Source organism: Streptomyces sp. AA1529 (assembly GCF_000280905.1).
In the GTDB taxonomy this organism is placed as follows: Bacteria; Actinomycetota; Actinomycetes; order Streptomycetales; family Streptomycetaceae; genus Streptomyces.
Genome location: NZ_ALAP01000030.1, coordinates 121,403 through 134,511, shown reverse-complemented (window position 1 = coordinate 134,511; position 13,109 = coordinate 121,403). Strand labels below are relative to the sequence as shown.

6 protein-coding genes are annotated in these 13,109 nt (G+C 75.2%); 2 read left to right on the top strand and 4 right to left on the bottom strand.

Translation table 11 applies throughout. The annotated features are described in order from the left end of the window. The first annotated feature begins 10 nt into the window (after window positions 1-10). On the top strand, window positions 11-502 hold the full coding sequence (locus tag A949_RS0108620; protein WP_026004461.1) for an FBP domain-containing protein: 492 nt from the start codon (window positions 11-13) through the stop codon (window positions 500-502). A 101-nt stretch (window positions 503-603) separates the two neighbouring features. Here the strand turns inward: A949_RS0108620 and A949_RS0108615 are convergent, their stop codons facing one another. Next, window positions 604-9,207 (bottom strand): SDR family NAD(P)-dependent oxidoreductase, encoded by an 8,604-nt coding sequence (locus A949_RS0108615; RefSeq protein WP_020699825.1) that lies wholly within the window; start codon window positions 9,205-9,207, stop codon window positions 604-606. Window positions 9,208-9,918: 711 nt separating this feature from the next. Here A949_RS0108615 and A949_RS0108610 point away from each other — a divergent pair. After that, window positions 9,919-10,695, top strand: a complete 777-nt coding sequence (locus A949_RS0108610; protein ID WP_026004460.1) for a 3-hydroxyacyl-CoA dehydrogenase — start codon at window positions 9,919-9,921, stop codon at window positions 10,693-10,695. Window positions 10,696-10,841: 146 nt separating this feature from the next. Here the strand turns inward: A949_RS0108610 and A949_RS0108605 are convergent, their stop codons facing one another. From A949_RS0108605 to A949_RS0108595, 3 genes are read right to left on the bottom strand one after another with little or no spacing between them, the layout of a single operon-like run. After that, a complete protein-coding gene (locus A949_RS0108605; protein ID WP_019355598.1) occupies window positions 10,842-11,951 on the bottom strand; it encodes an acyl-CoA dehydrogenase family protein in 1,110 nt (369 codons plus the stop codon). After that, a complete protein-coding gene (locus A949_RS0108600) occupies window positions 11,944-12,231 on the bottom strand; it encodes an acyl carrier protein (protein ID WP_019355597.1) in 288 nt (95 codons plus the stop codon). Before A949_RS0108600 ends, A949_RS0108605 begins: the two co-directional genes overlap by 8 nt. Beyond that, complete coding sequence (locus A949_RS0108595; protein ID WP_019355596.1) at window positions 12,228-13,094, bottom strand: 3-hydroxyacyl-CoA dehydrogenase family protein; 867 nt, start codon at window positions 13,092-13,094, stop codon at window positions 12,228-12,230. The genes A949_RS0108600 and A949_RS0108595 overlap by 4 nt, the downstream gene beginning before the upstream one ends. Window positions 13,095-13,109 lie beyond the last annotated feature (15 nt).

Here is a 13,109-nt window from a genome sequence, read left to right as displayed (position 1 = left end):
CCTCACTCTTATGGAACCGTTGACCGAGCGAGAGATCCGGGCCGCGTTCGTGAACTGCACGAAGGGCGAGGCCAAGCGGCTGTCCGTGCCGCGCGACCTGGCCGAGCGGCCCTGGGAGGACCTGGACTACCTGGGCTGGCGCGACCCCCAGGCCCCCGACCGCGCCTATCTGGTCACCCGGCGCGGCGACCGCCCCCGGGCCCTCGCGCTGCGCTGCCCCGCCCCGGCCCCCTGGCAGACCCGGCGCAGCATGTGCTCGATATGTCTGACCGACCACACGAGCGGCGTCTCGCTGATGGTCGCGCCGATGGCCGGCAAAGCCGGCAAGCAGGGCAACTCGGTGGGCACCTACCTGTGCAGCGACCTGTGCTGCTCGCTCTACGTACGGGGCAAGAAGGACACGGGCCTCGCCGTCCGGTACCGCGAGTCGCTCACCGTCGAGGAGAAGATCCAGCGCGCCGCGGCCAACCTCGACGCGTTCCTGGCCAGGGTGACGGCCTGACCTCCGGGACGGCCCGGGGTGGCCGCGCCCCCGGCACGGCAGCGGCGGCGCCCGGACCGGCGGGCGAACTGCCGGTCCGGGCGCCGCCGCACTCCGCGGTGTCAGCCCTGCCCGGCCGACGCGGACGCGGTGCCCGCGTGCACCGCGTCCAGCTCCTCCTCGCTCATCCCCTCGACGAGCGCGACGACGGCCAGACCCCGCTCGGCCATGTCCGGGGGCCCGTCCAGCGGCTCGTCGGGCGCATCGTCCCGCGGGCCGAAGGCCGGTTCCGGCGCCGGCCGCGGCTCGGCGGTCCGGGGTGGAACCGCGGGGGCTCCGGTGGCTCCCGGCGCGTCGTGCCGCAGGGCCGGACCGGAGGACGCGGGCATCCGGCCGATCCAGTAGCTGCCGCCCTCGAAGACCGTCGGGGGCAGTGGGGCGAACCGGCGGGGGCCGCCGTGCAGCCGCCGCCAGGGCACCTCGCCGCCGCGCACCCACACCTCGGCCAGGTGCGCCAGGTCCCGGTCGTCGACCAGACCCGCGAGGAACTTCTCGCCCCGGTCCCCGGAGAGCAGCGCCCCCAGCGGGCCGGGGTCTTCCTCGGCGTTGCCCGTACGGACGACGGCGCCGCCGGCATCCGCCGCGGCCGACCCGTCGTCCGCGAGATACCGGGCCAGCGCCGTACACAGCTCCGCCGTCGAACCTGCGACCACGGCGAGCCGCTCGGGCTGGGGCTCGCGGCCCAACTGGCACGTGTAGGCCACATCGGCCAGGCTCACCGCGCAGTCGTCGTCCGCCACATACGCCAGCAACCGCCCCACCGCCGTGCGCAGCCGCGGACGCGTCCGCGCGGACAGCACCACGAGCTGACTGCCGGCGGCGGCCCCCTCCGCACCGGGGTCGGTGCCGCGCGGCGGCTCCTCGACGACGAGACTGACGTGGCTGCCGCCCGGAGCGACCGAGTTGACCAGCGCACGGCGCGGAACCAGCGCCTCCGCGCTGTCCTGGCCGTCCTCCCCTCCCGGCACGCCACCGGGAGCGCCGCCCCGGTGCTCCCAGGGTGCGGACCGCTCGCACAGTTCGAGCGGCGTTCCCGCCAGGTCGAGCCGCGGATTCGGGGCTCCGGACGCGGTGAGGGGCGCGAGCTCCCCGTGCTGCAGTTGCAGGATGACCTTGGTCAGCTGGGCGATCCCGGAGGCGGCTTCCGGATGGCCCAGCCCCGAGGCCACCGAGCCGACCGGAACCGGCTCGGTGACTCCCTCGAACACCTCGCGCAGCGCGCGCAGTTCCGCCTCGTCCGCCGAGGGGATCCCGTTCGCGGACGCCTCCACGCAGCCGATGGAGTCCGCCGCCGCGCCGGCCTGCGCCAGTGCCCGCCGTACGACCTTCGCCTGCGCGCGGCTGCTCGGCACCGTGAACTCCGCGGACCGGCCGCCGTGCCCGGAGGCGGTGCCGCTGATCACGGCGTACACCCGGTCGCCGTCGTGCAGGGCGGCGTCCAGCGGCTTGAGCAGGACGGCCCCGACCGCCTCGGCAGGCAGGTAGCCGTCTCCGTCGCGGTAGCTGCGGCTGCCCGGGTCGCTGCCCAGGAGCCCCAGCTCGGAGAGTGCGAGGTACTTGTCCGTGTGCACCGTGAGGTTGACGCCGCCGGCCACGGCCAGCTCGGCCTCCCCGGACAGCAGATCGGCACAGGCGAGGTGGACGGCCTGCGCGGAGGAGGTGCACCTGCTGTCCACGGCCAGACTCGGGCCCTCCAGCCCGAAGAACTGCGAGACCCGGTTGGCGATCAGGTTGTACGAGGCGGACGCGGCGAGCGCGGCCCGTCCCGGGTCCGCACCGTCCGGCCGGTAGAGCTGGTAGGACGCGCCCACATAGACCCCCACCCGGCGCCGGTAGCGCCGCCGGAGGACCTCCTGGGTCACGCCCGCCTGCTCCAGCAGCAGCCACGCGGTCTCCAGGAACAGCCGCTGCTGCGGATCCATCTCCGCCGCCTCCCGCGGGGAGACCCCGAACAGCAGCGGATCGAACCGGTCGATGCCGTCGAGAAACCCACCCCAGGCCGACGGACCGGCGTCCGGCCCGGCGGCCCGCGGACCGGACGGCGCCGCGCCGTGCCGGCGCTCGGCGGGCAGCTCCGTGACGCAGTCCGTGCCCGCCCGGAGGTTGGCCCACAGCGCGTCCAGGTCACCGGCCTGCGGATACCGTCCGCTGACGCCGACGACCGCCACCCCACCGCCGCCGGGCCGGCCGGTGCGCGCCCGCCCGACCGCTCGCGCGGCGTCCCGTGCCGGGACGGCCGAAGCCGGGGTGTCCGGTGCCGGGGTGTCCGGTGCCGGGTCGGCGGCTGTCGGGGCGGCGGCTGTCGGGGCGGCATCCGGGCGCGGCCCCTCGGGAGCGGCGGCCGGCACGCTCGGTGCCTCCGGAACGGGCGCCGGGCCCGGGGCCGGCGCCCCGGTCTCCGGAGCCGGACCGGCCGGCATGCCGAGCAGCTCGCGCAGCTCCTCGGGATGGTCGGAGGCGAAGTACCGGGCCAGCTCCCGCACCGACTCGACCTCCAGCAGCAGCGTCCGCGACAGGCGGCCGAAGGACTCCTCCAACTGGGAGATGACCTCCACCGCGATCACGGAGTCCATCCCGTAGCGGTCCAGCGGCGCGTCCGGCGCCAGCCGCTCGGAGCCGAGCTTGAGCGCCGCGGCCAGCACCCGCCGCAGATGGTCCACCGCGCGGTCCTCCAGCAGCCGGCCCGGGGCGCTGTCCGGTGCCGGGGACGGGATCGTCGGCGCCGGGCCCGTCGGGGTCACCGGGGTCCCGGCCACGACGGTGCGGCCCGCCGCGGCCCCCGGGCCGCCCACGTCCGGCGCCGCCCGGCCCGGTGACTCCTCCGCGGGACGGGCGAGTTCGCCGAGCAACCGCCCCCGGTCCCCGGCCAGGACGAGCAGCGTGCCCTCCGGCCGACTGCCGTCAGCGGTCAGTGCGTGCCGCAGCACCGCCAGCCCGCGAGCGGTGTCCAGCGGGACGAGGCCGGCACGGCGCAGCTGCTCCCGTACCGCGTCGCCGCCCATCCCGCCCGCCTCCCACAGCGGCCAGCCGATCGACACCGTCCGGCCGCTGCACCGCCCCTGCCCGACCATGCGGTTGCGGTGGCCGGCGTAGGCGTCCATGAAGGCGTTGCCCGCCGCGTAGTCCGCCTGTCCCGCGTTGCCGAAGGCGCCCGCGGTCGAGGAGAAGCAGCAGAAGAACTCCAGCGGCTGGTCCCGGGTCAGCTCGTCCAGGTTGACCAGCCCCGGCACCTTCGGCCGGAGGACGCGTGCGAAGTCCTCGGGGCTCTTGCGCAGCAGCAGACCGTCGGCAAGCACCCCGGCGCTGTGCACGACACCGGTCAGCGGCCCGTGGTCGGCGGTCACCTGCGCCAGCACGCCCGACAGCGCCCGGCGGTCGGCCACGTCGGCGGTCCGGTGGTCGACCGTCAGACCGAAGGCACGCAGCTCCTCCAGTTCGCGCTGCCGCCGCGGGTCCAGCGGCGACCTGCCCAGGAGCACCACCGTGGCGTCTTCGACGGTGGCGGCGATGTCCTCGGCCACGAGGCGGCCCAGACCGCCCGCGCCGCCCGTGATCAGGTACACGCCGCCGGTGCGCCAGGGCGCCGGGCCGGACGGGGTGCCCGCCGCCTCCTCCACGAGCTGCCGCACCAGCCGGCGGCCCGCCCGGTACCGCACCTCCGGCTCGGGGTCGGGTACGGCCTCGGCGGCCAGCCGGGCGGCCACCGCGGCGGGTCCCGCGCCGTCCAGGCACTCGACGTACTGGGTGCGCAGCAGCGGCTGCTCGGCGGTGGCGGACTTCAGAAGTCCGGCCAGACCGCCGGCACACGCCAGGAGGTCCTCTCCGGCCGCGTCGCCGGACGGTACGGCTCCCGCCAGAACCACCTGGAGCAGCACCGGTTGCCGCACCCCGCGCGCCAGGATCTCCCGCACGAGGACGAACACCTGCTGTGCGCCCTCGCCGTACCAGGCGTCCGCCGGACCGTCGCCGAGCTGCACGAAGCGGCACTCGGCGCCCGCCGGCAGCGCGCTCCGGAGGGCGTCCCGCTCGTCCTCGGCCCACCGGCCGAGGACCACGACCTGCCGTGCGCGGTACGCCCCACCCGCGGCACCGGTGCCGCCGTCCCGCCCGGCCACCGCCTCCCGCGGCGTCCATTCGGGCCGGAGCAGCACCACGTCCCGCGCCACCGGGTCGGCGGCCTCCGGGGCCGGCGGCCGCTCGGGCGCGGCCGCCCGGCCGGGCAGCGGTTCCTGCCGCGTCCCGGTGCCGCCGTGCGGATCGAGGTCGAACCAGCAGCGTTCCCGGGCGAAGGGGTATCCGGGCAGCGGGACCCGTCGCGGATGCGGACCGGGGGGCGCCAGCTCCTCCCAGTGCACCGTCGCCCCGCGCGCCCACAGCCGCAGCAGTTCGCCGTGCTCGCCCCGCTCGGTCCAGGCCGCTGCCGCGTCGCGCAGTGCGGCCTTGCCCGCCTCCGCGGACGCCTGTCGGCCGGGACCGACGCTCCCGCGCACCCAGGCGGTTCCGGGCGCCGGGTCCGCGGCGCCGGCACCGGCACCGGCACCGGCACCGGACAGGAACTCCTCCAGGACGGCCGCGGCCTCCTCCGTCGTGGCGGCGGCGAAGGCCAGCCGCTCCTCCAGCGCCGTGCGCCCCACCTGGAGCGTCCACGCGATGTCGGCCAGCGCGTGCTGCGGCGGTTCGGCCAGCCGGGCCCGCAGCCGGCGGGCCTGCTCGGTGAGCTGCTCCGGGCTCTTCGCGGAGAGCACCACCAGCGCGGGGCGGCCCGGCGCGACCGGCCGCGCGGGAGGCGGAGCGGTCCTGGGCAGGTACTCGGCCAGCACGACATGGACGTTCGCCCCGCCGGCGCCGAAGCCGGACACCCCGGCGATGCGCGGGAGCTCCCGGGGCGCGCCCGTCTCGTCCCGCACGGTGGGCCGGCGCCAGGGCTCCGTGTGCTGCTGGACCCGCAGCGGGCTGCCGTCGAAGTCGATGTGCGGGTTGAGGGTGCCGGAGTGCAGGCTGGGCACCAGCTCGCCGTGGCGCATCTGCAGCAGCACCTTGGTGACTCCGGCGATCCCGGCCGCACCCTCGCAGTGCCCGATGTTCGACTTCACCGAGCCGATCGGACACGTGCCCGGTGCGCTGCCCGACGCGGCGAATGCTCTGGTGAGGCCGGTGATCTCCAGCGGGTCGCCCAGGGACGTACCCGTACCGTGCGCCTCCAGATAGCCGACCGTCGCCGGGTCGACGCCCGCAGCGGCGAAGGCGTCGGCGACGACCTCGCCCTGCGCCCCCGGCGACGGGACCGAGTAACCCGAGGTGCGGCCCCCGTGGTTGAGCGCCGTCCCCTTGATGACCGCGTGGATGTGGTCGCCGTCGGCCACCGCCCGCTCCAGCGGCTTGAGCACGACGGCGCCGACGCCCTCGCCGGGAACGTAGCCGTCCCCGCCCTCGCCGAAGCTGCGGCAGCGTCCGTCGCTGGAGAGGAACCGGCGGCGGCTGAGCATGACGAACTTGTTCGGGTGCGAATGCAGGTTCACCCCGCCCGCCAGCGCGGTCTCGCACTGGCCGCTGCGGATGGCCTCGCAGGCCAGATGGATGGCGGTCAGCGAGGAGGAGCACATGGTGTCCACGGTCATGCTCGGGCCGCGGAAGTCGTAGAGGTAGGAGACCCGGTTGGCGATGCTGGAGGCGCTGCCGGACAGCGCCGTGTACCTGCCCCGGTCCTGCGCCTGGGCGCCGTAGAGCTGGTACTCCGCGTACATCGCGCCGACGAAGACCCCGACCCGGCCCGGCGGTGCGACGGCCGCGGCGGCGCCGTGCGGATCGGCCGCGGCGCGGGCCAGCAGTTCGCCGGTGTGGCCGCTGTCCTCCAGCGCGTGGTGGGCGCACTGCAGGAACAGCCGCTCCTGCGGGTCCAGCAGTTCGGCCTCGTGCAGCGAGATCTGGAAGAAGAGCGGGTCGAACCGGTCGATGCCGTCGAGGAATCCGCCCCACGCGCCGGTGGACGATCCCGTGCCGTCGGCGTATCTGCGGTGGTCCCAGCGTTCCCGGGGGACCTCCGTGATGCAGTCGCGGCCCGCCCGCAGGTTCTGCCAGAACTCGTCCAGGTCGGCCGCCTCCGGATAGCGCCCGCTCAGCCCCACGATGGCGATGTCGGTGCCGGTGCGGTCGCCGGTTCCGGTCCGCTGCCCGGTCGGTCCGGCGGGCGGGACGGCACGGGTGCCGGCGGACGGCTGCTGCCCGGCGTCCGCGGGAGCGGCCAGGGGCCGCGTGCGCAGCCCGGTCAGCTCGGCGCACACCCCGCCGTCCTCGTCGAGCAGGGTGATGTCGACGTCCTCCGTGCTGCCGGGCCGGCGCCGCAGCCAGGCGTAGGCGTAGGCCGGGACGGCGGTGTACACCTCGACCCGCTCGACCGCGAACGGCAGTGCGGCACGGCCTCGTTCGTCCTGCCGGTCGTCCTGGAGCGCGGACAGCCCCGCCACGGCCTGCAGCGCGCCGTCCGCGATGCTCGGGTGGAGCAGACAGCCGACCACCTCGCGCGCCTCGGCCGGCAGCCGGAGCCGCGCCAGTACCTCGGGGCTCCCGGACGCGCCGGTGCCCACCCCGAGTTCCGCGACCGAACGCTGTGCGGGCCCGTAGTCCATACCGACACCGTCGTAGAGGTCGTAGACGTCGGTGGCGGGCACGGTCCGCCGGGAGCACCGCTCGCGCAGCCGGGCCAGCGGCGGGGCCGTGGCAGCGCCCTCCCGCAGGCTCGCGCGGCCGCGTCCGCACAGGTCCGGCTTCCCGTCGGCGACGACGGCGTGCAGCGTGTAGTCCCAGCCGCCGGGGGCCTCCCGCACGGCCACGCGCAGCTCCAGCCCCTCGGCTCCGCACCGCGCGGGGCGGAGCCATACGACATCGTCGAGCCGTACGGTGCCGGGTCCGGCCTGCGCCGCGTCCTCGACCGCGGCGCGCGCCATCTCCAACTGCGCGACCGCGGGCAGGATGCGGTCCCCGCGGACCCGGTGATCGCGCAGGAACGGTTCCGCCCCGGAGAAGCGCGTGCGGTACTCCATCGCACCGTCCTGCCGCACGACCCGGTGCAGCAGCGGATGCGCGGAAGCCGCGTCCGACGGCTCGGCGGCCGGACGGACGCGGGCGGCCAACCGGTCGGCGACGGCGCCCACCGTCAGATGGTCGGCGAGCGACGCCGCGGCCGGTGCCGCTCCCAGCCGCGCTCCGAGCCGCTCCGCGAGCACGGCGCGCGCGGTCAGGTCGAGCCCGTACTCCCCCAGCTCCTGGTCCTCCGCGATCTCGTGGGGCCCGACCTCCAGCACGGCCGCGAGCTCCTCGACCACCGCGGCGTGCACGGCGGGGTGGCCGCCGCCGGGCGGTGGGCCCTCCGCGCCGCCCGCAGGAGCGGACGGCTCCGGCACCCCGCCGGACTCGGGCGGTGTCGCCGCACTGCGCCGCCCCGCGGTCTGCGAGTCCAGCCAGGCCGCCAGGTCCGCCGGTGACCGGTGCTCGAACACCACGGTGGGCGAGAGCGAGAGCGCCAGCCGCTCCTCCAGCTCCGGCACCATCGAGACCAGGTCGGCGGAGGCCAGGCCGAGGTCGTAGAACCCGGCGGCGGTGTCCACCCGCCCCGGTGGCAGTGCCAGCCGGGCGCCGACCAGTTCCGCCACCAGCTCCGCGGCAGCCGGGACACCGGGGGCACCCGCGTCCTGCGGTGCCCGTGCCGGGTCCCGGCCCGGGGACGCCGCGCCCGGGGACGCGGCCTCGGCGCCGGACGGCTCCCGGAGCGGCCCGGCCACCGCGCGGGCGGCGGCCCCCTGGTGCGGTTCTCCCCGTACGTCGAGGGTGGCGGCGGCGCGCACCCGTTTGGCGACGATGTGCCGCAGCTCGGCGACCTGCCGGCCCGTCTCGTCGAAGAACTCCACGGCGAGCCGCATCAGTTCCTCGTCCCGGTGCGCCGACTCCGCCGGTACCCGCACGAAGCAGCGGCTGCCCAGCGGCGCCGTGGCGCGGAAGGACTCGAAGACCAGCGGCAGATAGAGGTCCTCGGCCGCCCCGCCCTCGTGCAGCATGTGCAGGCCCACCCCGGCGCCCAGCACCCCGGCCTCGAACAGGGCCGGGTGGAAGGGGAACTCCGCGGCGGTGTCCCGGTGCGCCGGATCGAGCTCGACCTCGGCCGTCCAGTCCCCGCGTCGGTGGTGCACCTGACCGCCGACCTTCATCAGTCCCGAGTGGACGAGGTTCCGCTCCCGCAGCCACGCGTACAGGTCGGACATCCGGGTGTGCCGGTGCGCGCCGGTGACGGGGGTCTCCAGCCGCCCCTCGAAGGCGGGCAGGGAGTGCCGGTGCGCGGTGACCGTCGCGTGCACCAGGTCGGGTCCGCCTCGCCGGCCGGTGTCCTGCCGGGAGCCGACGATCTCGATCCGGCATCCGCCGCCGGCGGCGGGCCGTCCTCGCACCGTGGTGGCCAGGCGCTCCCCGGGGGCGGCCACCAGGGGGGCGAGGATGGTGAGGTTGCGCAGCTCCACGGAGGACGATTGCCAGCCGTGCCGGGAGAGGACCTGGAGCACCAGGTCCACGTAGCCGACGCCCGGGAGCAGATGCCGCCCGTGCACGACGTGGCCGCGCAGCAGCGGGTTGTCGGCGGTGACGGTGAAGGTCTCGTCGAAGGTCAGAGATTCGGGCATCGGTATCCGTCCCATGAGTCGATATCCGCCCCGCGGGACACGGGACCGGCGGGCGTTCCGCGGCGGCCGGTCCGGAAGCTCTCCCCGGCGGGAGGGAAATCAGCGGCTCAGTCGTGTCGTGCTGCGTGACTGAAGAGAAAAAGGCGAATCGAATGGCGCGTCATGCGCACAGTTCAAAGACCCTGTCGGACGGAGGGCACCCGCGGGTCCTCCGGACTTCGGCGAACAGGATCGAGCAATCGGCACACCGAGGAGATCGGAGCCGACGGCTGCTACCTGTGAAAAATAGGTGACATCTCCCCGTGGTTCCCCCGTTGCGTTGCCGACGCGTGGCCGCCGGTGCGGAAGGCCGTATTCGATCCCTCTGCCGCGCATTCTCATCCGACCACGACCGTCGGCAACGTTAGCGAAGCCGGGCAAGGGGTGGCAACCCTCCCAGGAGCAGTATCCGGGGACCCGTACGCGCCTGACCACCGGCGTTGACGGGGCATCAGAAAAGGGGCTGTGCAGCGACGTTGCTCCTGTGCACGGGCCGCTTTCGGCACACCGCGCCGGAATCGTCCGACCGCCCGGTTCCGGGGCGCGGCACTGTCGCCGGGAACTATGCTGAACCGGCCGCTGCGAACGGCCACGGCCGCCGGATTCCGCACGGAAGGACGGCCGTTCCTTTCGCCGCGGCCGTCCGGGCACAACACACGACAGGGGGAATGCGTGAAAATCGAAGGGAGTGTTGCGCTGGTCGCCGGCGGAACATCCGGCCTCGGGCTCGCCGCGGTACGCATGCTGCACGGCAAAGGCGCCTCCGTGGTCGTCATGGGCCGTTCCGCCGAACCCGGCGAACAGCTCGCCGAGGAACTGGGTGAGCGGGTGGTGTTCTCGCCCGGAGACGTGACCAAGGAAGACGACGTCCTCGCGGCCGTCGAAAACGCCGCGCTGCTCGGCCCGCTGCGCATCGCGGTGAACTGTGCCGGGATCGGCAGCGCCGGCCGGACCGTCGGCAGGAACGGCCCCTTCCCGCTCGCCGCTTTCACCAAGGTCGTCCAGGTCAACCTGATCGGCAGTTTCAACGTCGCCCGGCTGGCCGCGGCGCAGATGTGCCGGAACGCCGACGGTGCCGATGCCGCCGACGCGGAGGAGCGCGGCGTCCTGGTCAACACCGCCTCCGCCGCCGCGTTCGAGGGGCAGATCGGGCAGGCCGCGTACGCGGCGTCCAAAGGCGGCGTCGTGGGCATGACCCTGCCGATCGCCCGCGATCTGGCGGAGTGGCGCATCCGGATGGTCACGATCGCACCCGGGCTCTTCCGCACCCCCATGTTCGACCCCCTCCCCGAACCGGCGCTCGAGGCGCTCGGTCAACAGGTGCCGCACCCCGCCCGGCTGGGGGATCCGGCGGAATACGCCTCGATGGTCTGCCACGTCGTGGAGAACCCGATGCTCAACGGCGAGACGATCCGGCTGGACGGTGCCCTGCGGATGCCGCCCAGGTAGCCCGGCGTCCGGCCGGGGGCCGCTCGCGCGTCCGGCCGTCGGCCCGGCCGGACGACGGCGGGCCCGCGGCCGGACGCGGCCTCCCGGTGGGCCCTTCCGCCGGCTCCGCGGCCGGCCCCCCGGCCGCGGGCCGTCCGCCGGGTGCCTCACTCCGCCGTCGCCACCGCGTGCTCCGCCAGGATGAGCTGGCAGATCTCGCTGCTGCCTTCGATGATCTCCATCAGCTTCGCGTCCCGGTACGCGCGGGCCACGGCGTGCCCGTCCTGCGTCCCGGCGGACGCCAGCACCTGCACCGCCCGGGAGGCGCCCTGGGCCGCGTGCCCGGCGCTGACGTGCTTGGCGAGGACGGTGGCGACCACGAGACCGGGCGAGCCGGCCTCCCAGCAGTCGCTGGCGTGCCCGCACGCCTGCGTCGCGACCTGCTCGGCGACGAACAGTTCGGCCAGGTGGCGCTGCACGAGCTGGTGTCCGCTCAGCTCCTTGCCGAACTGGGTGCGGGAGGCCGCGTGCCGGGCCGCCGCCTGCCGGCAGGCGCGCAGGATGCCCACGCACCCCCAGGCGACCGAGATCCTCCCGTACGTGAGCGCGGCGGTGACCAGCAGCGGCAGCGGCAGCCCCGGCCCCCCGAGGATGCCGGCGGCCGGGAGGCGCACCCCGTCGAAGCTCACGTGCGCGTGGCCCGCGGCGCGGCAGCCCATCGGGTCGGCGACGCGCTCCACCCGCACACCGGGCGCCGAGGCGGGCACCACCACGGCGGCCGCGCCGCCCTCGCAGGTGGCGAAGACGACCAGCAGGTCCGCGTAGTACGCACCGGTGACCCACACCTTGCGGCCGGTCAGCACGAACGTGTCACCGTCCGCGACGAGCGAGGTGCTCATCGCGGACAGGTCGGAGCCGGCGTCGGCCTCGCTGAACCCCACCGCCGCCAGCCGGCCCTCGACCAGCTGCGGCAGCAGCGCGGCGGCCTGCTCCGGTGCGGCCAGCCGCTGAACGGTCCAGGCCGCCATGCCCTGCGACGTCATCACGCTGCGCAGCGAACTGCACCTGCTGCCGGTGTGCGCGGTGAGTTCTCCGTTGGCACGACTGGTGAAGCCGGGCCCGCCGGACGCGGCACCGACCTGTGCGCACAGCAGTCCGCGGGCGCCCAGGCCGCGCAGCAGATCGACGGGGATCTCCCCGGCGAGATCCCAGGCCCCGGCCCGGTCGCCGACGAGTTCGTCGACGACCGCGGTCGCGGCGGCGAGCGGTTCAGGCACCGTCCGCCGCCCCGGGCCCGCCGAGCCGGAGCACGAGCTCGGTCATGCTCGCCACCGTGCGGAAGTTGTCCAGCCGCAGATCGGTGCCGACGATGGAGATCCCGTACTCCTTCTCCAGCTGGACCACGAGTTCCATGGCGAACATCGAGGAGACCAGTCCGGAGGCGAAGAGTTCCTGCGTCGGCGTGACGGAGGTCTTCGTCCTGGCCTCCAGGAAGCTCAGCAGGTCCCGTTCGACCGCCTGTGCGTCGATGCCGTCGGTGTGCTGTTCCGTCGTCACAGCTCGTCCTTTCCGTATCCGTAGAAGCCACGGCCGGACTTGCGGCCGAGGTCGCCGTCCCGCACCTTGTCCAGCAGCAGGTCGCAGGGCTTGCACTCGTCGGCGCCCGTGCGCTCGTAGAGGGCGGCGAGCGAGTCGACGAGGTTGTCCAGCCCGATCATGTCCGCGGTGCGCAGCGGGCCCGTCGGGTGTCCGAGGCAGCCCTCCATGAGCTGATCGACCGCCTCGGCCGAGGCGGTGCCCTCGCCGACGATCCGCGCCGCGGCGTTGATCATCGGGTGGAGCAGCCTGCTGGTCACGAAGCCGGGCGCGTCCCGCACCGCGACCGCGCGCCGGCCCAGGTCGCCGAGCAGCGCGATCAGCGCCTCGACCGTCGCGTCGCCGGTCTGCGGGCCCCGGCTCACCTCCACCATGTCGATCAGGTACGGCGGGTTCATGAAGTGGGTGCCCAGCAGTTCGGCCGGGCGCGCGGTCGAGGCGGCGAGCTCGCTGATCGGGATGCCCGAGGTGTTGGTGATCAGCGGAGTGCCGGGCCGGACCGCTGCCGACGCCTGTGCCAGCACCCGGGCCTTGGCCTCGGGCGACTCGGTGACCGCCTCGATGACGGCGGTCGCCTCCGCCACGTCGGCGGTGGAGGTGCTGGTGGCCAGCTCGCCCGGGGCGCGGCCGGGCGGCAGCACACCCATCAGCTGGGCGTGCCGGAGCTGATGGGCGATCCGGCCGCGGGCGTCCGCGCACCGCGCCTCGTCGGTCTCGACGAGTACCACCGGGATGCCGTGCCCGAGCACCAGGGCGGCGATGCCCGAGCCCATCACTCCCCCGCCGACGAGGGCCACCCGGTGGCCGGTCGGTTCTTCCGTCATGGTCGGTGCCACTCC